Annotated in this window: 21 protein-coding genes; 16 read left to right on the top strand and 5 right to left on the bottom strand. The window is 61.9% G+C overall.

The features are described from left to right. The first annotated feature begins 58 nt into the window (after positions 1-58). Positions 59-595: a D-glycero-beta-D-manno-heptose 1,7-bisphosphate 7-phosphatase gene (gene gmhB / locus KDW96_RS12195; RefSeq protein WP_255836520.1), complete on the top strand. Its 537-nt coding sequence runs from the start codon at positions 59-61 to the stop codon at positions 593-595. 35 nt (positions 596-630) lie between these two features. Beyond that, complete coding sequence (locus tag KDW96_RS12190) at positions 631-1,404, top strand: lysophospholipid acyltransferase family protein (RefSeq protein WP_255836519.1); 774 nt, start codon at positions 631-633, stop codon at positions 1,402-1,404. Between the two features lie 286 nt (positions 1,405-1,690). Here the strand turns inward: KDW96_RS12190 and KDW96_RS12185 are convergent, their stop codons facing one another. Beyond that, positions 1,691-2,653: an IS1595 family transposase gene (locus KDW96_RS12185; RefSeq protein ID WP_255836518.1), complete on the bottom strand. Its 963-nt coding sequence runs from the start codon at positions 2,651-2,653 to the stop codon at positions 1,691-1,693. A gap of 310 nt (positions 2,654-2,963) precedes the next feature. On the opposite strand from KDW96_RS12185, the gene KDW96_RS12180 reads away from it, so the two are divergent. Beyond that, complete coding sequence (locus tag KDW96_RS12180) at positions 2,964-3,572, top strand: hypothetical protein (RefSeq protein ID WP_255836517.1); 609 nt, start codon at positions 2,964-2,966, stop codon at positions 3,570-3,572. Between the two features lie 198 nt (positions 3,573-3,770). On the opposite strand, the gene gyrB is transcribed toward KDW96_RS12180, so the two are convergent. Genes gyrB through dnaA form a run of 4 tightly spaced genes read right to left on the bottom strand, consistent with a single transcriptional unit; the run spans position 3,771 to position 9,906 of the window. After that, positions 3,771-6,188 carry a DNA topoisomerase (ATP-hydrolyzing) subunit B gene (gene gyrB / locus KDW96_RS12175; protein WP_255836516.1) on the bottom strand — a complete coding sequence of 806 codons (2,418 nt, stop codon included), beginning with the start codon at positions 6,186-6,188 and terminating at the stop codon, positions 3,771-3,773. Positions 6,189-6,192: 4 nt separating this feature from the next. Then, positions 6,193-7,296: a DNA replication/repair protein RecF gene (gene recF / locus KDW96_RS12170; RefSeq protein WP_255836515.1), complete on the bottom strand. Its 1,104-nt coding sequence runs from the start codon at positions 7,294-7,296 to the stop codon at positions 6,193-6,195. Positions 7,297-7,303: 7 nt separating this feature from the next. Then, positions 7,304-8,407 carry a DNA polymerase III subunit beta gene (gene dnaN, locus KDW96_RS12165; RefSeq protein ID WP_255836514.1) on the bottom strand — a complete coding sequence of 368 codons (1,104 nt, stop codon included), beginning with the start codon at positions 8,405-8,407 and terminating at the stop codon, positions 7,304-7,306. 32 nt (positions 8,408-8,439) lie between these two features. Next, entirely contained in the window at positions 8,440-9,906 is a 1,467-nt protein-coding gene (gene dnaA / locus KDW96_RS12160; RefSeq protein WP_255836513.1) for a chromosomal replication initiator protein DnaA, read from the bottom strand. 524 nt (positions 9,907-10,430) lie between these two features. Between dnaA and rpmH the strand changes: the two genes are divergently transcribed. The 13 genes from rpmH to KDW96_RS12095 all read left to right on the top strand — a co-directional run bounded on the left by rpmH (position 10,431) and on the right by KDW96_RS12095 (position 21,482). After that, entirely contained in the window at positions 10,431-10,565 is a 135-nt protein-coding gene (gene rpmH / locus KDW96_RS12155) for a 50S ribosomal protein L34 (RefSeq protein ID WP_002551315.1), read from the top strand. Between the two features lie 15 nt (positions 10,566-10,580). Then, entirely contained in the window at positions 10,581-10,982 is a 402-nt protein-coding gene (rnpA, locus tag KDW96_RS12150; RefSeq protein ID WP_255836512.1) for a ribonuclease P protein component, read from the top strand. Further along, positions 10,975-11,220: a membrane protein insertion efficiency factor YidD gene (gene yidD / locus KDW96_RS12145; protein WP_208707653.1), complete on the top strand. Its 246-nt coding sequence runs from the start codon at positions 10,975-10,977 to the stop codon at positions 11,218-11,220. The genes rnpA and yidD overlap by 8 nt, the downstream gene beginning before the upstream one ends. A gap of 2 nt (positions 11,221-11,222) precedes the next feature. Next, positions 11,223-12,896 carry a membrane protein insertase YidC gene (yidC, locus tag KDW96_RS12140; RefSeq protein WP_255836511.1) on the top strand — a complete coding sequence of 558 codons (1,674 nt, stop codon included), beginning with the start codon at positions 11,223-11,225 and terminating at the stop codon, positions 12,894-12,896. 75 nt (positions 12,897-12,971) lie between these two features. Next, positions 12,972-14,339, top strand: a complete 1,368-nt coding sequence (gene mnmE, locus KDW96_RS12135) for a tRNA uridine-5-carboxymethylaminomethyl(34) synthesis GTPase MnmE (protein ID WP_255836510.1) — start codon at positions 12,972-12,974, stop codon at positions 14,337-14,339. Positions 14,340-14,864: 525 nt separating this feature from the next. Continuing rightward, positions 14,865-16,757, top strand: coding sequence for a tRNA uridine-5-carboxymethylaminomethyl(34) synthesis enzyme MnmG (gene mnmG, locus KDW96_RS12130; protein ID WP_255836509.1), 1,893 nt, complete (start codon positions 14,865-14,867; stop codon positions 16,755-16,757). Beyond that, the gene (gene rsmG, locus KDW96_RS12125) at positions 16,757-17,404 is read left to right on the top strand and encodes a 16S rRNA (guanine(527)-N(7))-methyltransferase RsmG (protein ID WP_255836508.1); all 648 of its coding nucleotides are present in this window, start codon (positions 16,757-16,759) and stop codon (positions 17,402-17,404) included. The genes mnmG and rsmG overlap by 1 nt, the downstream gene beginning before the upstream one ends. 12 nt (positions 17,405-17,416) lie before the next feature. Then, positions 17,417-18,205: a ParA family protein gene (locus tag KDW96_RS12120; RefSeq protein ID WP_255836507.1), complete on the top strand. Its 789-nt coding sequence runs from the start codon at positions 17,417-17,419 to the stop codon at positions 18,203-18,205. 10 nt (positions 18,206-18,215) lie between these two features. Continuing rightward, positions 18,216-19,088, top strand: coding sequence for a ParB/RepB/Spo0J family partition protein (locus KDW96_RS12115; RefSeq protein ID WP_255836506.1), 873 nt, complete (start codon positions 18,216-18,218; stop codon positions 19,086-19,088). Positions 19,089-19,248: 160 nt separating this feature from the next. Next, positions 19,249-19,656, top strand: coding sequence for a F0F1 ATP synthase subunit I (locus tag KDW96_RS12110; protein WP_370295020.1), 408 nt, complete (start codon positions 19,249-19,251; stop codon positions 19,654-19,656). A 16-nt stretch (positions 19,657-19,672) separates the two neighbouring features. Further along, entirely contained in the window at positions 19,673-20,539 is an 867-nt protein-coding gene (gene atpB / locus KDW96_RS12105) for a F0F1 ATP synthase subunit A (protein ID WP_255836505.1), read from the top strand. 157 nt (positions 20,540-20,696) lie between these two features. After that, positions 20,697-20,954 carry a F0F1 ATP synthase subunit C gene (gene atpE / locus KDW96_RS12100; protein ID WP_003097235.1) on the top strand — a complete coding sequence of 86 codons (258 nt, stop codon included), beginning with the start codon at positions 20,697-20,699 and terminating at the stop codon, positions 20,952-20,954. A gap of 57 nt (positions 20,955-21,011) precedes the next feature. Further along, entirely contained in the window at positions 21,012-21,482 is a 471-nt protein-coding gene (locus KDW96_RS12095) for a F0F1 ATP synthase subunit B (RefSeq protein WP_255836504.1), read from the top strand. The last annotated feature ends 4 nt before the right edge of the window (positions 21,483-21,486 follow it).

Here is a 21,486-nt window from a genome sequence, read left to right as displayed (position 1 = left end):
GACGGGCGTGGCGGCCAAGGTTTACGGCCTCGGCCGCCACGCTCCGCCACACGAAGCTTTGGATATGAAACTACTGATTCTCGACCGCGACGGCGTGATCAATCACGACTCCGACGCCTACATCAAGAGCCTCGAGGAGTGGATTCCACTGCCGGGAGCCATCGAAGCCATCGCGCGCCTGTCCAGGGCCGGCTGGACCGTGGCGGTGGCCACCAACCAGTCGGGCCTGGCCCGTGGCTACTATGACTTGCCGACCCTGGAGGCGATGCACGCCCGCCTGCGCCAGATGGTGGCGGAGCAGGGCGGAGAAGTCGGCCTGATCGTTCATTGCCCGCACGGGCCGGACGACGGCTGCGACTGCCGCAAGCCCAGGCCCGGCATGCTCAAGGCCATTGCCGCGCACTACGGGCTCCCGCTGGCCGGTGTCTGGTTCGTCGGCGACAGCAGCGGTGACCTCGAAGCCGCCCGCGCCGTCGATTGTCAGCCCGTATTGGTCAAGACCGGCAAGGGCCAACGTACCCTGGCCAAAACATTGCCAGCGGGAACCCTGGTATTCGAGGATATGGCGGCGGTCGCCGACCATCTCCTCTCCTGATAACGCAGGCTCCGACCTGCCACGGTAAAGCTCCTATGTCGCCAGTGCAGTCCGTTAGAACCGCCCTTTTTTACCTGCTGTTGGCGCTGAGCGCCTGCTTCTGGTGCATCCTCAGCGTTTTCGTCGCGCCATTGCTGCCGTTTCGCGCCCGCTACCGCTTCGTCAACCAGACCTGGTGCCGCTTCGCCGTCTGGCTAGCCAAGGTGCTGGTCGGCATTCGCTATGAAGTGAAAGGCCTGGAGAACATCCCGCGGCAGCCGTGCGTGATCCTCGCCAAGCACCAGAGCACCTGGGAAACCTTCTTCCTCTCCGCGCTGTTCGAACCGCTTAGCCAGGTGCTCAAACGCGAGCTCCTGCACATACCGTTCTTCGGCTGGGCAATGGCCATGCTCAGCCCTATCGCGATTGACCGCAACAACCCCAAGGCGGCGCTCAAGCAGCTCGCCAAGCAGGGCCACGAGCGCCTGCAGAAGGGCGCCTGGGTACTGATTTTTCCTGAAGGCACGCGCATCCCCGCCGGACAGATCGGCAAGTTCTCCCGCGGCGGTGCGGCCCTCGCGGTCAACGCCAACCTGCCGGTACTGCCGGTGGCGCACAACGCCGGCGAGTTCTGGCCAAAGGAGGGTTGGGGCAAGAGGCCGGGCACCATCCAGGTCGTCATAGGCCCGTCCCTGCATGCCGAAGGCAGCGGCCCCCGGGCGATCGCCGAGCTGAACGACCGCGCCTTTGCCTGGGTCGCCCAGGCGCAGCGCGAGATCGGCGCGCTCCGCGCTGATGCGACGCCCACCGAGTCCGTCGAGCCAACCTGAGCTCAGCTGTGGATAAGCTGTGCAAGGAAACTCGATATCTTCAAAAAATGAATCCTAACTATCTGAAAAATAAGTATTAAATCAAATAGTCAGAATCTACCTTTTTAGTGGGTAAGTTTCTTGCAAACACAACGAAGCCGGCTATTTGAGCCGGCTTTTTCGTCTGATGCCAAAGGCCGAGAAGCCTCTTGCCACAAAGACTGCCCAGACACAGCTAGCCCTTGCGGGACTGAAGAGGAGAGGTGCCTGGGCCAGGGCTGGCCCTTTCATACAGGCAACAAAAAGGCTATGTACCAATAGCGTGTTGCAGGGTTCTGCCTACCGCCTCCTGAATGCAGTGAGCCGGCCGAATATTCCGCTGATAGCGCTCTAGCATGCGGCGCCAGCCCAGGTAATTCGGGAGGTAGCGGGTGGCCACGCCGTGAAAGCGGGTCATCCAGCTCTTCAAGCTGCTGTGGTAGGCGTTGACGTTCTGAATATGGAAAGCGCCTTGGCGCACGCGCTGGCCGGGGCGGGCATGCACGACCTGATGGGTGATGCCCTGTGTCCGGGCAAAGCTGGCGTAGACCGCTGCCCCGTCACTGCAGAGCACGGCCTCCCGGTCGATCAGCGGCATCAACGCCTCTCGCACATGATTGGCATCGAGCTTGGCCAACTTGAAGTCAGCGGTGTGGCCCTCCCGGTCGCGCACCACCATCACCGGGATCTGGTCTTTACCCGTGCCGCGGGTCACGCTCACCCCACCTCGTTTACGGGGTGGTCGAGGCAACTGCCTCTGGCCCTTGAAGGACTCCAGAAAGAACGTCTCATCCACTTCGACAATCCCTGCCTCATGCGTGGCGTGATGCTCAGCCGCTGCAGCCAGGAAGCGGTGCCTCCAGAGGAAAGCGGTGTTCTTGCTGATGCCGCATGCCTGGGCCGCCTTGCGCACGCTAAGCCCGTCAATCAGTGCCTGGGCGTAGTCTTTCCAGCGTTCGGGGTAGTGCAGGCGGGCAAGGCCTGTTGCTGAGCGCGCGGTGCAAGTCCGTCGACAACTACGGCAACGATAGCGGCGCAGACTGCGCGACCAACCCCAGGGCGCAAGCTGATTCGCATTGGTCTGGCAATGCGGGCAACGCTGCAGCGCCGGCAGGCAATCGAGCACTTCTGTCGCCGGCGGGTTCTGCAGTGCTCGATGAAGGGTGGAATGCTGCTGGGTGCTGAGCTGGCTCAATTGAGCCAGCCAGTGGTGAAAGGCTTGAGTATCCATGATCGACGGACCTCCTGACTGGATGCCTGCCGTTTAGATTAGTACTCGCAACACATCGTTGGTACATAGCCAACAAAAAACCCGCCGAAGCGGGTTTTCTCCTGGCCATTCGACATCCTGTCGGCGCGTCCTGCGATGGCCCATCATCCATGATTCCGAGCGATTCCTTCGCTCAGTGGATGGGTATAGATTAATCAAGCCCGTGACGACGAGATAGCGCCAAACTCCTCTGCGTCGTGTAAGCCATTGGCTATAGGCTCAGACTTGCGTGGCTCACGCTTGCTCCATGGCCCTCCCAAGGAAGATCACCATGTCGCTACCCGTTTTGACCTACCGATGCACGAGTTGCAGCTTCATGCGCTTAGGCTCAATCACCTGGGGAAGGGGTTACTACCTCGCTGGCGAATCAAGGCTACCGATGAGCTCGGCCGCGGGCTGGTGTCACAGCTGTGATGACCTGCGGGCCATTGAAGTGTTGCCCTCGGCGGACGCCGAGGTGAAGCTGCAGGACGAGCTGGCCGATCTGCAATCCAGGCTTAGGGTGATGGACACGAGTCCGCCGCCCAGGAAGCGCTGGTGGCAGTTCAAAACCCCCAAGGACAGCGCGCGCCCCTTTCTCGAATCCCAGCTCGAGGCGGCCAAGGCGCGACTGAGCGACTATCAACGCCTTCGTCAGGCGCTTGCGGCCAGAAACACGCATCCTCGCTGCCTTAACTGCGGCGCAGAGGATTGCCTACGCTTTCCTCCGTACGAGGTGGACTACTTCGATACAGCAGCTCCACCGGTACGGATAGGTTTCTCTCACCCGGGTTGCGGCGGCGAGCTGACCGCCGCTTGCGAGGGAACCCGCCTCGCGATGAACCTGACCGGGCAGGCCTACGATCTGGAGGGCGAGCGCTTACCTGAGTATTCAGCGTAGCGTGCTGGCTATTCCAACTGATCGGCTACCTCGCCGGGCTTCCTGGACTGCCAGCGCTCATCACCCGGATTCAAAACAGGCAAACACGGTGTGGGCGTCGCCAGCACTGCCGAGCCCGATGAAAAAAAATCCCCGGTGATGGCCGGGGATTCTTGTTTGATCGCTTGATGCTACGTAAGCCTGACGGTTTACAGCGGCTTAAACGTCGAGGTTCGACACCGCCAGGGCGTTGGTCTCGATGAAGTCGCGACGTGGCTCGACTTCGTCGCCCATCAGGGTATTGAAGATCTGATCGGCGGCGATGGCGTCTTCGATCCGCACCTTGAGCATGCGCCGCACTTCCGGGTCCATGGTGGTTTCCCACAGTTGGTCCGGGTTCATTTCGCCGAGCCCCTTGTAGCGCTGGATGCTGTGACGCTTGGTGCTCTCGGTCATCAACCAGCCCAACGCCTCCTTGAAGGTGCTGACCGGCTTCTTGCGCTCGCCCCGCTGCACATAGGCGCCTTCCTCCAGCAGGTTGTTCAGCTGATCGCCCAGGCTGGTGACCGTCTTGTAGTCGTTGCTGGAGAAGAAATCACGGTTGAAGGTGATGTAGCTGGAGTTGCCATGGGAAATCAGCTCGACTTCCGGCAGCCACAGGTGGCGCTCATGGTCTTCGCGCAGGCTGGTCTTGTACACCAGGCCGGACTTTTCCATGGTCTTCAGGCGAACGGCGAACAGATCCAGCCAGGCCTGCATGGCGTCCTTGTCGGCCAGCTGCTCCAGGGTAACCGCAGGCAGGTAGACGAAGTGCTCGGTCAACTCCTGGGGGTACAGGCGCGACAGGCGCTTGAGGGTCTTCATGACCATCCGGTAGTCGTTGACCAGGCGCTCCAGGGACTCACCGGAAAGGCCAGGGGCGCTCTCGTTGACGTGCAGGCTGGCGTCCTCGAGGGCCGACTGGGTCATGTACTCTTCCATGGCCTCGTCGTCCTTGATGTACTGCTCCTGCTTGCCGCGCTTGACCTTGTACAGTGGCGGCTGGGCGATATAGATGTAGCCCCGCTCGACCAGCTCGGGCAGCTGGCGGAAGAAGAAGGTGAGCAGCAGGGTACGGATGTGCGAACCGTCGACGTCGGCATCGGTCATGATGATGATGTTGTGGTAGCGCAGCTTGTCGATGTTGTATTCCTCGCGGCCAATGCCACAGCCGAGGGCCGTGATCAGGGTCCCGACCTCCTGGGAGGAAATCATCTTGTCGAAGCGTGCCTTCTCGACGTTGAGGATCTTGCCCTTCAGCGGCAGGATCGCCTGAGTCTTGCGGTTGCGGCCCTGCTTGGCGGAGCCACCGGCGGAGTCACCCTCCACTATGTAGAGTTCGGACAGTGCCGGGTCCTTTTCCTGGCAGTCGGCCAGCTTGCCGGGCAGACCGGCGATGTCCAGCGCCCCCTTGCGGCGGGTCATCTCCCGCGCCTTGCGCGCGGCCTCGCGGGCACGGGCGGCGTCGATCATCTTGCCGACCACGGCCTTGGCCTCGTTGGGGTTTTCCAGAAGGAACTCGGAGAAGTACTTGCCCATCTCCTGTTCCACCGCGGTCTTCACCTCGGAGGAGACCAGCTTGTCCTTGGTCTGGGAGCTGAACTTGGGGTCCGGCACCTTCACCGAGATGATCGCCGTGAGGCCTTCACGGGCGTCGTCACCGGTGGTGGAGATCTTGTGCTTCTTGGCCAGGCCTTCCTGCTCGATATAGGTGTTCAGGTTGCGCGTCAGTGCCGATCGGAAACCGGCCAGGTGCGTGCCGCCGTCGCGCTGCGGAATGTTGTTGGTGAAGCACAGCAGGTTCTCGTTGAAGCTGTCGTTCCACTGCAGGGCGACCTCGACGCCGACGCCGTCCTCGCGCTGCACGCTGAAATGGAATACCTGATTGACCGTGGACTTGTTGATGTTCAGGTATTCGACGAACGCCCGCAGGCCGCCCTCGTACTTGAACAGCTCCTCTTTGCCGGAGCGCTCGTCCTTGAGGACGATGCCAACGCCGGAGTTGAGGAACGACAGTTCACGCAGGCGCTTGGCGAGGATGTCCCAGCTGAAATGAATATTGTGGAAGGTATCTTCGGAGGGGCGGAAGTGGATCTGGGTACCGGTGCCGTCGGTATCGCCCACAGCCGCCAACGGTGCCTGGGGCACACCGTGGACATAAGTCTGCTCCCAAATCTTGCCGTTACGGCGGATGGTCAGGATCAGCTCCTTGGACAGCGCATTGACCACCGAGACGCCGACGCCGTGCAGGCCACCGGAGACCTTGTAGCTGTTGTCGTCGAACTTACCGCCGGCATGCAGGACGGTCATGATCACTTCTGCAGCGGAGACCCCTTCATCCTTGTGGATGTCCACCGGAATCCCACGACCGTTGTCGCGCACGCTGATGGATTCGTCCGGATGAATGGTGATGGTGATCTCGCTGCAGTATCCAGCCAGGGCCTCGTCGATCGAGTTGTCGACCACCTCGAACACCATATGGTGCAGACCACTGCCATCGTCGGTATCGCCGATGTACATACCAGGTCGCTTGCGTACGGCATCCAGGCCTTTGAGGACCTTGATGTTATTGGAGTCGTACGTTTGGTTTTCGTTCATGCCTTCACTCCCGGTGGTCGTGGGTCTGGGTGATACCGCCGTGTTCCACGTGGAACATGGCAACTGGCGTGTCCGTGCGCCAGCCTTCCCTCAACAATTCATGGTCTACACAGGTGATGAACACCTGGCAGTGCAAATCTTCTAATAAACGGCACAACGCACGACGGTGCTGCTCATCCAGTTCTGACGGCAAGTCATCCACCAGATAGATGCACTGGCCGCGCTTGGCCTGGTCAACCAGGTGGCCCTGGGCAATGCGCAGGGCGCAGACGACCAACTTCTGCTGGCCGCGAGATAAAATTTCCGCGGCGTTATGGGCCCCCAGCCGCAACCTGAGATCGGCGCGCTGCGGTCCCGCCTGGGTGTGGCCTATCTGCTGATCGCGGGGAAGGGAAGAGGCCAGCACTTGGCTCAACTCTCGCTCCTTGTCCCAGCCACGGTAGTAGCTGAGTGTCAGCCCTTGCAGCTCGACCAGCTCACTCAGGGTTCGCTCGAACACCGGCTTCAGCGCCTGAATGTAGGCACGCCGATAGGCGTCTATCTCATCGCTGGCCAGGCACAATTCACGGTCCCAGGCCGCCTGCGAAGCGGCGTCAAGTGTACCATGCCGCAGCCACGAGTTCCGCTGCCGCAGGGCCTTCTGGAGGCGCTGCCAGGCTGTCAGAAACCGAGGTTCCACGTGGAACACACCCCAGTCGAGGAACTGCCGGCGAATCTTCGGTGCGCCCTCCAACAGGCGAAAACTGTCTGGATTGATAAGCTGCAGCGGCAGCGCATCGGCCAGCTGGGCGGTACTGCGGGCACTCTGTCCGTCGATGCGAATCAACAACTCGCCCTGGCGATCCCGGGAAACCCCCAGGTTGCACAGGCGACCATCGGCCTGCTGGACCTGACCGAATACGGTGCAGGTCGGCTGGTCGTACTGGATCAGCGGCAATAGTCGATTGCTGCGAAAGGAGCGGGCCAGACCGAGCAGGTAGATGGCCTCCAGCAAGCTGGTCTTGCCGCTGCCGTTGGCGCCATGGAGGATATTGATGCGGGGGGAGGGGGAGAGGGTCACCGGATGCAGGTTACGCACCGCGGTGACCGTGACGCGGGTCAGGGACATTTAAGGGTTACAGGCGCATCGGCATGACGACGTAGGAGGAATCGTCGTTGTCGGCCTCCTGAACCAGCGCGCTGCTATTGGCATCAGAGAGGATCAGACGCACCTGCTCGGTGGTCATCACGCCCAGCACATCGAGCAGGTAGCTGACGTTGAAACCGATCTCCAGGGCGCTGCCGTTGTAGTCGACGGCGATTTCTTCCTCCGCCTCTTCCTGCTCCGGGTTATTCGCCTGGATCTTCAGCAGGCCCGCCGCCAGCTGCAGACGGATCCCGCGATATTTCTCGTTGGACAGAATGGCGGTGCGGCTGAAGGCTTCCCGCAGGCCCTGACGATCGGCCACCACCAACTTGTCGCCACCACGCGGCAGCACGCGCTCGTAGTCCGGGAACTTGCCGTCGACCAGCTTGGAGGTGAAGGTGAACTCGCCGGTGGTCGCACGGATATGATTCTGACCAAGGACGATGGCAACCTCGCCATCCTGCTCGGTGAGCAGGCGCGCCAACTCCAGGATGCCCTTGCGCGGCACGATCACCTGGTGTCTGCCGTCCTGCTCGATGGCAGCCGCCATCGAGCACATGGCCAGGCGATGACCGTCGGTGGCGACGGCGCGCAACACGCCACTCTGCACCTCCAGGAGCATGCCGTTGAGGTAATAACGCACGTCCTGTTGCGCCATGGCGAAGCTGGTGCGCTCGATCAAACGACGCAGTTTGCTCTGCACCAGGCTGAAGGTCAGCGAACCGGGGCTTTCCTCGACGGTGGGAAAATCATTGGCCGGCAGGGTCGACAGGGTGAAACGGCTACGCCCGGCCTTGACCAGCAACTTCTGCTCATCGACGCGAATATCGATAAGCGCATCGCTCGGCAGGCTCTTGCAGATATCCATCAGTTTGCGCGCAGGCACGGTGATCTCGCCCGGCTCGGCCGCATCTTCCAGCGTGACTCGACCGACCAGCTCGACTTCCAGGTCGGTACCGGTGAGCGACAGTTGCTGGCCTTCGACCACCAGCAGCACATTGGAAAGCACCGGCAAGGTCTGGCGACGTTCCACGACGCCGGCGACCAGTTGCAGCGGTTTCAACAGGGCTTCGCGTTGAATGGTGAAATGCATGGTCTAGTCCCTTGCCTAGTGGAAATGCGTAGTTAAGTGGTCAGTGTACGCAGGAGATTCTTGTAGTCCTCGCGGATGTCCGCGTCGGATTCCCTAAGTTCAGCAATCTTACGGCATGCATGCAATACCGTCGTATGGTCGCGGCCGCCAAAGGCGTCGCCGATCTCCGGCAGGCTGTGGTTGGTCAGCTCCTTGGACAGCGCCATCGCGACCTGTCGCGGGCGGGCCACCGAACGGGAGCGCCGCTTGGACAGCAGGTCGGAAATCTTGATCTTGTAGTACTCGGCGACCGTGCGCTGGATATTGTCGATGCTGACCAGCTTGTCCTGCAGCGCCAACAGGTCCTTCAGCGACTCGCGAATCAACTCGATGGTGATATCCCGGCCCATGAAGTGCGAATGGGCGATCACCCGCTTCAGCGCACCTTCGAGCTCGCGCACGTTGGAGCGGATCCGCTGGGCGATGAAGAACGCCGCGTCATGGGGCAGATCGATCTTGGCCTGGTCGGCCTTCTTCATCAGGATCGCCACCCGGGTCTCCAGCTCCGGCGGCTCCACCGCCACCGTAAGGCCCCAGCCGAAACGGGACTTCAGGCGCTCTTCCAGGCCCTCGATCTCCTTCGGGTAGCGGTCACTGGTGAGGATCACCTGCTGACCGCCCTCGAGCAGCGCGTTGAAGGTGTGGAAAAACTCCTCCTGGGAGCGCTCCTTCTTGGCGAAGAACTGGATATCGTCGATCAACAGCGCATCCACCGAGCGGTAGAAACGCTTGAACTCGTTGATCGCGTTGAGCTGCAGCGCCTTGACCATGTCGGCGACGAACCGCTCCGAATGCAGGTAGACCACCTTGGCATTGGGGTTCTTCTGCAACAGGTGGTTGCCTACCGCGTGCATCAGGTGCGTCTTGCCCAAGCCGACACCTCCATAGAGGAACAGCGGGTTGTAACCATGCTTGGGGTTGTCCGCGACCTGCCAAGCGGCCGCGCGGGCCAACTGGTTGGACTTACCCTCGACGAAATTGTCGAAGGTGAAGGTCCGGTTCAGGTAGCTGGTGTGCTTGAGCGCGCCCTCCACCTGCACCGTGCGCTCGCTGCGTGCTGGCTGCGGGGCGGGGGACGATTGCGCCATGCTGTCGAACTTCGAGCGCGACGGCTGCTCGACTGGCGACGCGCTGACCGCTGGCTGGCTGGCAGCCCCGATGCTGGGCGCGACCCGAGCGCTGGTGGTGCCGGCTGCGACGCGCGAGGCCGCCGAACGCTTGCTGCCTATCAATAAGGACAGCGCCGGGACCAGACCGTTGGTCCTCTCGGCCAACAGCTCCAGCAGGCGGCTCAGGTACTTTTCGTTGACCCAATCGAGAACGAAACGGTTGGGCGCATAGACACGAAGCTCGTCGCCTTCGGCTTCGACCTGCAGTGGACGGATCCAGGTGTTGAATTGCTGAGCAGGCAGTTCATCGCGCAGAAGCTCCACGCACTGCTGCCAAAGTTCCACGGACACGGATATCCCCTAAGTCGGAAGGCGGTGAGGCAAAAACAGCCGCTATTGTAGCCGCCGAGCACCGAGTTATCCACATGAATGCGCTAAGCGGGCCAAGGAAAATCAATACCTTATTGGCCTTGAGCATAACCCCGAAACGCGCAGCAAGCTCTGTGGATAACCAGGCAAAAACCACTTGGGTAACCCGCTGGATAAGCCCGTGGAAAAGTGGCCTGTGGGTAACTCCCGCTTTCATCCCCAGCTTATCCGCCCCCAGCCCACAGCAGGACCACCGTTTCTCGACAGGCTTACCCCACGCCACCACGCCTTGCCACATGGGCCCTACAGGCAGTTATCCACAGAATCCGCCGCGACTAATCATTACAGACTCTATAAAAGATCTTTAAATATTCTCTTCTTTATATTTCTTTTGGTCAGAAGAAAGGCTGGTTGGAAATTGACCTCACCCTCGGCTTTCTCTACAATCGCCGGTCTCTTAAAACCGGGGCCATTCCGGCCCGTCGTCGACCACCAGGTACCGCACCATGAAACGCACTTTCCAACCCAGCACCATCAAGCGCGCTCGCACCCACGGTTTCCGTGCCCGTATGGCCACCAAGAACGGTCGCGCCGTCCTGTCGCGTCGTCGCGCCAAGGGCCGCAAGCGTCTGGCCGTCTAAGCATTCTGTCTTGTGGTGAGTCGAGGCTTCGGCCGGGAAAAGCGTCTGCTGACTCCCCGCCAGTTCAAGGCAGTCTTCGACTCCCCTAGCGGCAAAGCTCCGGGCAAAAATGTCCTGCTGCTCGCGCGCAACAACGACTCCGATCACCCCCGACTGGGCCTGGTGATCGGCAAGAAGAGCGTCAAGCTCTCGGTTGAGCGCAACCGCCTGAAACGCCAGATCCGCGAATCGTTCCGCCTGAACCAGGACAAACTGGCAGGTTGGGATATCGTGGTGGTTGCGCGTAAAGGGTTGGGCGATCTGCAGAACGCCGAACTGGCTCAACAGTTCGGCAAACTCTGGCAGCGCCTGGCACGTAACAAGCCCGGCCCGCAGGCCAATGCCCACCCCGGGGTGAACGACAGTCCCGATGCGTAAACTGGCACTCGCTTCCATCCAGTTCTATCGCTACGCCATCAGCCCGCTGATGGCGAACCACTGTCGCTTCTACCCCAGCTGTTCCTGCTACGCGCAGGAGGCCATCGAGCATCATGGCCTCCTGCGCGGTGGCTGGCTGACCCTGCGTCGGCTAGGTCGCTGTCACCCGTGGAATCCCGGTGGCTACGACCCGGTACCCCTCTCGAATACCTCCCGTTCCTCTTCGATGGCCGAATAATCATGGATATTCAACGCACGATCCTGATCGTCGCCCTGGCAATCGTGTCCTATATGATGGTTCTCCAGTGGAACCAGGACTACGGCCAAGCTGCCCTGCCGACTCAGACCGCCACATCCAGCAGCACCGTGCCGGGCTTGCCGGAAACCGCTGTCGCGTCCAGCAGCGCGGATGTACCGACGGCCGGCACCGAGGTCAGTGAACCGAGCGTGATCAGCAGTCCGGTCAGTGACGAGCTGATCCGGGTGAAGACCGATGTCCTCGATCTGTCCATCGATCCTCGTGGTGGCGACGTCGTACAACTGCACCTGCTGCAGTACCCGCGTCGGCAGGACCGTCCGGATGTGCCCTTCCAGCTGTTCGACAACGGCGGCGAGCGCCTGTACCTGGCCCAGAGCGGCCTGACCGGTGCCAACGGCCCCGATGCGCGGGCCAGCGGCCGCCCGCTGTACAGCACCCAGCAGCGTGAATACCGCCTGCAGGAAGACCAGGAACAACTGGTGGTCGAACTCAAGTTCAGCGAGGCCGGGGTCAACTACGTCAAGCGCTTCACCTTCGAGCGCGGCCAGTATGACCTGAACGTCAGCTATCAGATCGACAACCAGAGTGCCCAGGCCTGGACCGGCAACCTGTTCGCCCAGCTCAAGCGTGACGACAGCGGCGATCCGTCCTCGAGTACCGCCACCGGCACCGCGACCTACCTGGGTGCCGCACTCTGGACCAAGGAAAAGCCCTACACCAAGGTCTCGACCGGTGACATGGACGACCAGAACCTGCGGGAAACCGTAGAAGGTGGCTGGGTCGCCTGGCTGCAGCACTACTTCGTCACCGCCTGGGTTCCACAAAAGGACAGCACCAACCTGGTGCAGACCCGCAAGGACAGCCAGGGCAACTACATCATCGGCTTCACCGGCCCGGCCCTGAACGTGCCGGCCGGCGCCAGTGCCGAAACCAGTGCCATCCTCTACGCCGGTCCCAAGACCCAGGACAACCTCGAGGCCCTGTCCCCCGGTCTGGACCTGACGGTCGACTACGGCATCCTCTGGTTCCTGGCCAAGCCGATCTTCTGGCTCCTTGGCCATATCCACACGTTGCTGGGTAACTGGGGCTGGTCGATCATCGTTCTGACCATCATCATCAAACTGGCGTTCTTCCCGCTGTCCGCCGCCAGCTACAAGTCGATGGCGCGCATGCGCGCGGTGTCGCCGAAGCTGCAGGCGCTGAAGGAACAGTTCGGCGACGATCGTCAGAAGATGTCCCAGGCGATGATGGAGCTGTACAAGAAGGAAAAGATCAATCCGCTGGGCGGCTGCCTGCCGATCCTGGTGCAGATGCCGGTCTTCCTCGCGCTCTACTGGGTGCTCCTGGAAAGCGTGGAAATGCGTCAGGCCCCCTGGCTGCTGTGGATAACCGACCTGTCGATCAAGGATCCGTTCTTCATCCTGCCGATCATCATGGGCGCCACCATGTTCATCCAACAGCAGCTCAACCCGACGCCGCCGGACCCGATGCAGGCCAAGGTGATGAAAATGATGCCGATCATCTTCACCTTCTTCTTCCTCTGGTTCCCGGCAGGCCTGGTGCTGTACTGGGTGGTCAACAACGTCCTGTCCATTGCCCAGCAGTGGTACATTACCCGCAAGATCGAAGCCGCGAGCAAGGCCGCTGCCGCCTGAACCGCCGCCGCTTCTGAGAGTTAACAAGACGCCCCCGCAGTGGGGCGTCTTGCTATCCAGCTTTTGGAGTTCAGCATGCATACAGCCCGTGAAACCATAGCCGCCGTCGCGACCGCCCAAGGCCGTGGCGGAGTGGGCATCGTGCGCGTGTCCGGCCCCTTGGCGGGACAAATTGCCATGACCATCTGCCAGCGCCAGCTGCAGCCTCGCTATGCCCACTACGGCGCCTTCTACGCCGGCCCAGAGCTGCTCATCGACGAAGGCCTGGCCCTGTACTTTCCGGGCCCGAACTCCTTTACCGGCGAAGACGTGCTGGAGCTGCAGGGTCATGGCGGCCCCGTGGTCATGGATCTGCTGTTGCGTCGCTGCCTCGAGCTCGGGGCGCGCCAGGCTCGCCCCGGCGAGTTCAGCGAGCGCGCCTTCCTCAATGACAAGCTCGACCTGGCCCAGGCCGAGGCGATCGCCGACCTGATCGAGGCCAGCTCCGAGCAGGCTGCACGCAACGCTTTGCGATCACTGCAGGGCGAGTTCTCCCGGCGCGTCCACGCCCTCACCGAACGGCTGATCCAGCTGCGTATCTATGTCGAGGCCGCGATCGACTTTCCCGAGGAAGAGATCGACTTCCTCGCCGATGGCCACGTCCTCAGCTTGCTGGAAGGGGTACGCGCGGACTTATCCACAGTGCTGCGCGAGGCCGGTCAAGGTGCGCTGTTGCGCGACGGCATGACCGTGGTCATCGCCGGTCGGCCGAACGCCGGCAAATCCAGCCTGCTCAACGCCCTGGCTGGCCGCGAAGCGGCGATCGTCACCGAAATCGCCGGCACCACCCGCGACGTACTGCGCGAACATATCCACATCGACGGCATGCCGCTGCACGTGGTCGACACCGCCGGCCTGCGCGACACCGAGGACCAGGTGGAGCGCATCGGCGTGGAGCGCGCCCTGAAGGCCATCGCCGAGGCCGACCGGATCCTGTTGATGGTCGACGCCACGGCGCCCGAGGCGGCGGATCCCTTTGCCCTTTGGCCGGAATTCCTCGAACAGCGCCCGGACCCGGCCAAGGTCACCCTGATCCGCAACAAGGCCGACCTGTCCGGCGACCCCGTGGCCCTGAACGTCTGCGACGATGGCCATGTGACCCTCAGCTTGTCGGCCAAGTCCGGCAGCGGCCTGGAGCTGTTGCGTGACCACCTCAAAGCCTGCATGGGCTACGAACAGACCGCCGAGAGCGGCTTCAGCGCGCGGCGCCGGCACCTGGAGGCCCTGCGCCACGCCGCCAGCAGCCTCGATCACGGTCACGCCCAGCTGACCCTGGCGGGGGCCGGCGAGCTGCTGGCCGAAGACCTGCGTCAGGCCCAGCACGCCCTCGGCGAGATCACCGGGGCCTTCAGCTCGGATGAGCTGCTCGGACGCATCTTCTCCAGCTTCTGCATCGGCAAGTAGCCCACCACTAGGTTCGCCCAGACTTCAAAACACACTTATCTTCGCCCCTCTGCCGGCCTCCGGCAGGGGGCTTTCGCCTGCGCACCGACATCTGCCGAGACCCTCCACCGACCCCCTGAGCCCTGTGGAAAACCGCCCCTAAGCCCGGTCGATAACCCGGTGGCAAAACTGAGGATAATCGCTCCTGTGCATAACCCATGCTTTCATCCACAGGTTAGACACCTGTGGTGCACTGGCTGCTGACCGGATCGGCACAGCCTTATACATCGCTGTACAGCACGAGCTGTATGGCCTGCAGCCATCTATCCACAGAAAAGCCGGGCATAAGTAATAAACATAAAAACAAAGCTTTATAAAAATTCATTCATATATTCTTTATTAACCGCCCGTCCTGCCCGCCTCATCCGCGTTGGCTATTTCTTGTACAAAAGGCTTCTTTCAACCCGGCTAACTGCCTATACTTGCCGGCTTTCCAGCTTTTCGACCCAAAAGCCCCCCCAATTCTCAACAGGCACGAGGTGCGTGGTGGATTTCCCTTCCCGTTTTCAGGTGATCGTCATCGGCGGCGGCCACGCCGGCACGGAGGCTGCCCTTGCCGCAGCGCGCATGGGGGTAAAAACCCTGCTGCTGACCCACAACGTGGAAACCCTTGGGCAGATGAGCTGCAATCCGGCCATCGGCGGTATCGGCAAGAGCCATCTGGTCAAGGAAATCGACGCCCTGGGCGGCGCCATGGCCGAGGCCACCGACCGTGGCGGCATCCAGTTCCGTGTACTCAACAGCCGCAAGGGTCCGGCCGTGCGCGCCACCCGTGCCCAGGCGGACCGGGTGCTGTACAAAGCCGCCATCCGCGAGACCCTGGAAAACCAGGCCAACCTGTGGATATTCCAGCAGGCGGCCGATGACCTGATCGTCGAGAACGACGAGGTCCGGGGCGTGGTCACCCAGATGGGCCTGCGTTTTCTCGCCGACTCGGTGGTACTGACCACCGGCACATTCCTCGGTGGACTTATCCACATCGGCATGCAGAACTACTCCGGCGGCCGCGCCGGCGATCCACCTTCGATCGCCCTGGCCCAGCGTCTGCGCGAATTGCCCCTGCGGGTCGGGCGACTGAAGACCGGCACGCCGCCGCGCATCGACGGTCGTACGGTGGATTTCTCGATGATGACCGAACAGCCGGGCGATACCCCGACCCCGCTGATGTCCTTTCTCGGTAAGGCCGAGCAGCAACCGCGGCAGATCAGTTGCTGGATCACCCACACCAATGCCCGCACCCACGAGATCATCGCCGCCAACCTCGATCGCTCGCCCATGTACTCGGGGATGATCGAAGGGGTCGGGCCGCGCTACTGTCCGTCGATCGAGGACAAGATCCACCGCTTCGCCGACAAAGACAGCCACCAGGTGTTCATCGAGCCCGAGGGCCTGACAACCCACGAGCTCTATCCCAACGGCATCTCCACCTCGCTGCCGTTCGATGTCCAGTTGCAGGTGGTGCGTTCCATCCGCGGCATGGAGAACGCCCATATCGTGCGTCCCGGCTACGCCATCGAGTACGACTATTTCGACCCCCGTGACCTGAAGTACAGCCTGGAGACCAAGGTGATCGGTGGCCTGTTCTTCGCCGGGCAGATCAACGGCACCACCGGCTACGAAGAAGCCGGCGCCCAGGGCCTGCTGGCGGGGGCCAATGCCGCGCTGCGAGCCCAGGGCAAGGACAGCTGGTGCCCGCGCCGTGACGAAGCCTACCTCGGCGTGCTGGTCGACGACCTGATCACCCTGGGCACCCAGGAGCCCTACCGCATGTTCACCTCCCGCGCCGAGTACCGGCTGATCCTGCGTGAGGACAACGCCGACCTGCGTCTGACCGAGAAGGGCCGTGAACTCGGCCTGGTGGACGATGTGCGCTGGGCCGCCTTCGTGGCCAAGCGCGACGGTATCGTCCAGGAGGAGCAGAGGCTGAAGGGCACCTGGGTCCGCCCGAACACCCCCCAGGGCGACGCCATTGCCACGCGCTTCGGCACGCCGCTGACCCACGAGTACAACCTGCTCAACCTGCTCGCCCGCCCGGAGATCGACTATGCCGGTTTGGTCGAGCTTACCGGCGGCGGCGCGCAGGACCCTCAGGTTGCCGAGCAGGTGGAAATCAAGACCAAGTACGCCGGCTACATCGACCGACAGCAGGAAGAGATCGCTCGCCTGCGGGCTAGCGAGGACACCCAGTTGCCGGCCGATATCGACTACGCGGGCATTTCCGGCCTGTCCAAGGAAATCCAGCACAAGCTCGGCGAGACTCGCCCGCAAACCCTCGGCCAGGCCTCGCGCATTCCAGGAGTCACCCCGGCGGCCATCTCGCTGCTGCTGATTCACCTGAAGAAGCGCAGTGCGGGTCAACAGCTGGAGCACAGCGCCTGATGTCAGTGGTCACTCAACGCCATGCCGAAGAGCTGGCCCAGGGCGCGCGCGAATTCGGCGTCGAGGTGTCCGCGGAGCAGCAGGAACTACTGCTCGCCTACCTTGCGCTGCTGATCAAGTGGAACAAGGCCTACAACCTGACCGCCGTGCGCGATCCGGACGAGATGGTCTCGCGGCACCTGCTCGACAGCCTCAGCGTCGTGCCTTACGTCGCGGAGGCCGGCGACAGCTGGCTGGACGTCGGCAGCGGCGGCGGCATGCCGGGCATTCCCCTGGCCATCCTGTTTCCCGAGCGGCGGTTTACCCTGCTCGACTCCAATGGCAAGAAGACCCGCTTTCTCACCCAGGTGAAGCTCGAGCTCAAGTTGGCCAACCTGGAAGTTATCCACAGCCGGGTCGAGGCCTTCCAGCCGCCTCAGCCCTTCGCCGGCATCTGCTCGCGGGCCTTCAGCGCGCTGGAGGATTTCGCCAACTGGACCCGTCACCTGGGCGATGGCCAGACACGCTGGCTGGCGATGAAAGGCGTGCACCCGGATGACGAGCTGCAGGCGCTACCGGCGGACTTCCGGCTCATCGCCACCGAAGTGCTCAAGGTTCCCGGTTGCCAAGGTCAGCGCCATCTGTTGATACTGCGTCGCTCGGTCTAGGGGGAACGGCAGATGGCTAAAGTATTCGCAATCGCTAACCAGAAAGGCGGCGTGGGCAAGACCACCACCTGCATCAATCTGGCGGCCTCGCTGGTGGCGACCAAGCGCCGGGTGCTGCTGATCGACCTCGATCCCCAGGGCAACGCCACCATGGGCAGCGGTGTGGATAAGCACGGGCTGGAGCACTCGATCTACGACGTGCTGATCGGCGAGTGCGACCTGGCCGAGGCCATGCAGGTCTCCGAGCACGGGGGCTACCAGCTGCTGCCGGCCAACCGCGACCTCACCGCCGCCGAAGTCGCCCTGCTGGAAATGAAGATGAAGGAGAGCCGCCTGCGTTATGCCTTGGCGCCGATCCGCGAGAACTACGACTACATCCTCATCGACTGCCCGCCGGCCCTGTCCATGCTCACGGTCAACGCCCTGGTCGCCGCCGACGGGGTGATCATCCCCATGCAATGCGAGTACTACGCCCTGGAGGGGCTCAGCGACCTGGTCAACAGCATCCAGCGTATCGCCCAGATGCTCAATCCGAACCTGAAGATCGAAGGCCTGTTGCGCACCATGTACGACCCGCGCATCAGCCTGACCAATGACGTCTCGGCGCAGCTCAAGGCGCATTTCGCCGACCAGCTGTACCAGACCGTGATCCCGCGCAATGTGCGCCTGGCCGAAGCGCCGAGCTTCGGTATGCCGGCGCTGGTGTACGACAAGCAATCCCGTGGAGCCATCGCCTACCTGGCCTTGGCCGGCGAACTGGTTCGCCGTCAGCGCGCCGCCGCCCACACCGCTACCGCATAAGGAATTCCGCATGGCCGCCAAGAAACGAGGGCTAGGACGAGGCCTGGACGCCCTGCTGGGGGGGACCAGCGTTAACGCGTTGCAGGAAGAAGCCGCCCGGGCCGACCGCCAGGAACTGCAGCACCTGCCACTGGACCTGATCCAGCGCGGCAAGTACCAGCCCCGGCGCGATATGGACCCTACCGCACTGGAAGAGCTGGCCCTGTCGATCAAGGCCCAAGGCGTGATGCAGCCGATCGTGGTCCGCCCGATCGATGGCGGACGCTACGAGATCGTTGCCGGCGAGCGCCGCTGGCGCGCCTGTCACCAGGCAGGCCTGGAGAAGATTCCGGCCATGGTCCGCGATCTGCCGGACGAGGCCGCGATTGCCATGGCGCTGATCGAGAACATCCAGCGCGAGGACCTCAACCCGATCGAGGAGGCCGTGGCCCTGCAGCGACTGCAGCAGGAGTTCCAGCTGACCCAGCAGCAGGTGGCCGAAGCCGTCGGCAAGTCGCGAGTGACTATCACCAACCTGTTGCGCCTGATCGCCCTGCCGGAGGAGATCAAGACCCTGCTCGCCCACGGCGACCTGGAAATGGGCCATGCCCGCGCCCTGTTGGGCCTGCCCCTGGAACAGCAGATCGAAGGGGCGCGACACGTTGTCGCACGCGGGCTCACCGTGCGCCAGACCGAGGCACTGGTGCGGCAATGGTTGAACACCAAGGAAAAACCTGTCGAAAAGGTCAAGGCAGACCCCGACATCAGTCGTCTCGAACAGCGCCTGGCTGAGCGCCTGGGCTCGCCGGTGCAGATCAAGCATGGACAGAAGGGTAAGGGGCAACTGGTGATTCGCTACAACTCACTGGATGAGTTGCAGGGCGTGCTCGCGCACATTCGCTGAAACACTTGCAGTCGAAACGAATGGTCGGAAATCGCGGGTTGAAGGTTGAATGGGGGGGGAAGCACCCCTATACTCTGCGCGCATTTCGTCGGCACAAAGTATGCCAAGTCACTGATTTTAGGTGCCGACACCAGAGAGCCGTTTCCAGGAAAAGTAACCGATGGATGTTCGCACGCCGAACCGCTTGCCCTTCCATCGCTTGCCGGTTTTTCCGGTCCTGGTGGTCCAGCTGGTCGTTGTTCTGCTTGCCGCTGTCGTGTTGTGGCAATGGCGCGGCGCGGTACAGGGATACTCTGGGTTGTTGGGCGGCCTGATTGCTTGGCTACCTAACCTGTATTTTGCCCACAAGGCGTTCCGGTATTCCGGAGCGCGGGCTGCTCAAGCCATCGTCCGGTCGTTTTACGCTGGCGAGGCGGGAAAACTGATTTTGACGGCGGTGCTGTTTGCACTGGCGTTTGCGGGCGTCAAGCCATTGGAAGCGCTGGCGTTGTTCGGCGTATTCCTCCTGACCCAAGCGGTCAACTGGTTTGCACCCCTGCTGATGAAAATAAGACTTTTTAGACCTTAGGGCGTTTGAGGCAACCATGGCAGAACAAACCGCTTCGGGCTATATCCAGCACCACCTGCAGAACCTGACCTACGGTCAGCACCCGGTGAATGGCTGGAGCTTTGCCCACACCGCTGAGGAAGCCAAAGAAATGGGCTTCTGGGCTTTTCACGTGGACACCCTGGGCTGGTCCGTCGTATTGGGCCTGCTCTTTGTCCTGTTGTTCCGCATGGCCGCCAAGCGCGCGACCAGCGGTCAACCCGGCGGCCTGCAGAACTTCGTCGAAGTTCTGGTGGAGTTCGTCGACAACAGCGTCAAGGAAACCTTCCACGGTCGAAACCCGCTGATCGCGCCGCTCGCCCTGACAATCTTCGTCTGGGTCTTCCTGATGAACTTCATGGACTTGATTCCGGTCGACTGGCTGCCGATGGCTGCCGCCAAGATCTCGGGTGACAGCCACCTGTTCTTCCGCGTGGTGCCGACGACCGACCCGAATGCCACCCTGGGCCTGGCGTTCTCGGTGTTCGCCTTGATCATCTTCTACAGCATCAAGGTCAAGGGTATCGGCGGCTTCCTCGGCGAACTGACCCTGCACCCGTTCGGCAGCAAGAACGTCCTGGTCCAGGCTCTGCTGGTGCCGGTCAACTTCCTGCTGGAGTTCGTGACCCTGATCGCCAAGCCAATCTCGCTGGCCTTGCGTCTGTTCGGCAACCTCTACGCCGGCGAACTGATCTTCATCCTGATCGCCGTGGTATTCAGCGCCGGCTGGCTGCTGGGCGCCTTCGGCATCGTGCTGCACTGGGCCTGGGCTGTGTTCCACATCCTGATCATCACCCTGCAGGCGTTCATCTTCATGATGCTGACCATCGTCTACCTGTCGATGGCGCACGAAGACAACCACTAACAGCTCTTACGCATCCGTAAGCCGACTCCTCGACGAGGCGCCGGCCCGGGTGTGGTGATGTTGGGGGACGCCCGCAAGGGCAAGCTGCAAACGATTTAGCTTTACCGCTCTACCTTAGAAAACCTTAACCAATACGACATAAAAGTCGGGAGGAAAAATGGAAACTGTAGTTGGTCTGACCGCGATCGCTGTTGCTCTGCTGATTGGCCTGGGTGCACTGGGTACCGCCATTGGCTTCGGCCTGCTGGGCGGCAAGTTCCTGGAAGGCGCTGCGCGTCAGCCGGAAATGGTTCCGATGCTGCAAGTGAAAATGTTCATCGTCGCCGGTCTGCTCGACGCCGTGACCATGATCGGTGTTGGTATCGCACTGTTCTTCACCTTCGCGAACCCCTTCGTTGGTCAAATTGCAGGCTAATCACTCGACCCTTCGAGTGATTTGGTTTGACGGACAACGAACGAGCGAGGTGTTGGCGTGAACATTAATGCAACCCTGATTGGCCAGTCCGTTGCCTTCTTCATCTTCGTGCTGTTCTGCATGAAGTACGTGTGGCCTCCGGTCATTACGGCTTTGCAGGAGCGTCAGAAGAAGATTGCAGATGGATTGGACGCTGCCAACCGAGCGGCTCGTGACCTGGAGTTGGCCCATGAGAAAGTGGCCCAACAACTGCGCGAAGCCAAAACTCAGGCAGCCGAGATCATCGAGCAGGCCAAGAAACGCGGTACCCAGATCGTCGACGAAGCCCGTGAACAGGCTCGCGTCGAAGCTGACCGTGTAAAGGCTCAGGCTCAGGCCGAGATCGAACAGGAACTGAACAGCGTCAAAGACGCCTTGCGTGCCCAAGTGGGTGGCCTGGCGGTCAGCGGCGCCGAAAAGATCCTGGGCGTATCCATCGACCAAAACGCGCATGCGGAGCTGGTTAACAAACTGGCAGCCGAAATTTAAGCGA

The sequence above is a fragment of the Pseudomonas benzenivorans genome (assembly GCF_024397895.1).
Taxonomy (GTDB): Bacteria; Pseudomonadota; Gammaproteobacteria; order Pseudomonadales; family Pseudomonadaceae; genus Aquipseudomonas; species Aquipseudomonas benzenivorans_A.
This window is presented reverse-complemented; position numbering and strand designations above follow the sequence as displayed.

Excerpts from the sequence above, each read along its gene's own strand:
- gyrB (WP_255836516.1), bottom strand. The coding sequence starts at position 6,188 with ATGAACGAAAACCAAACGTACGACTCCAATAACATCAAGGTCCTCAAA.
- atpE (WP_003097235.1), top strand. The coding sequence starts at position 20,697 with ATGGAAACTGTAGTTGGTCTGACCGCGATCGCTGTTGCTCTGCTGATT.
- KDW96_RS12110 (WP_370295020.1), top strand. The coding sequence starts at position 19,249 with ATGGATGTTCGCACGCCGAACCGCTTGCCCTTCCATCGCTTGCCGGTT.
- yidD (WP_208707653.1), top strand. The coding sequence starts at position 10,975 with ATGCGTAAACTGGCACTCGCTTCCATCCAGTTCTATCGCTACGCCATC.
- KDW96_RS12185 (WP_255836518.1), bottom strand. The coding sequence starts at position 2,653 with ATGGATACTCAAGCCTTTCACCACTGGCTGGCTCAATTGAGCCAGCTC.
- yidC (WP_255836511.1), top strand. The coding sequence starts at position 11,223 with ATGGATATTCAACGCACGATCCTGATCGTCGCCCTGGCAATCGTGTCC.
- KDW96_RS12190 (WP_255836519.1), top strand. The coding sequence starts at position 631 with ATGTCGCCAGTGCAGTCCGTTAGAACCGCCCTTTTTTACCTGCTGTTG.
- mnmE (WP_255836510.1), top strand. The coding sequence starts at position 12,972 with ATGCATACAGCCCGTGAAACCATAGCCGCCGTCGCGACCGCCCAAGGC.
- atpB (WP_255836505.1), top strand. The coding sequence starts at position 19,673 with ATGGCAGAACAAACCGCTTCGGGCTATATCCAGCACCACCTGCAGAAC.
- recF (WP_255836515.1), bottom strand. The coding sequence starts at position 7,296 with ATGTCCCTGACCCGCGTCACGGTCACCGCGGTGCGTAACCTGCATCCG.
- KDW96_RS12180 (WP_255836517.1), top strand. The coding sequence starts at position 2,964 with ATGTCGCTACCCGTTTTGACCTACCGATGCACGAGTTGCAGCTTCATG.
- rsmG (WP_255836508.1), top strand. The coding sequence starts at position 16,757 with ATGTCAGTGGTCACTCAACGCCATGCCGAAGAGCTGGCCCAGGGCGCG.
- KDW96_RS12115 (WP_255836506.1), top strand. The coding sequence starts at position 18,216 with ATGGCCGCCAAGAAACGAGGGCTAGGACGAGGCCTGGACGCCCTGCTG.
- KDW96_RS12120 (WP_255836507.1), top strand. The coding sequence starts at position 17,417 with ATGGCTAAAGTATTCGCAATCGCTAACCAGAAAGGCGGCGTGGGCAAG.
- rpmH (WP_002551315.1), top strand. The coding sequence starts at position 10,431 with ATGAAACGCACTTTCCAACCCAGCACCATCAAGCGCGCTCGCACCCAC.
- dnaN (WP_255836514.1), bottom strand. The coding sequence starts at position 8,407 with ATGCATTTCACCATTCAACGCGAAGCCCTGTTGAAACCGCTGCAACTG.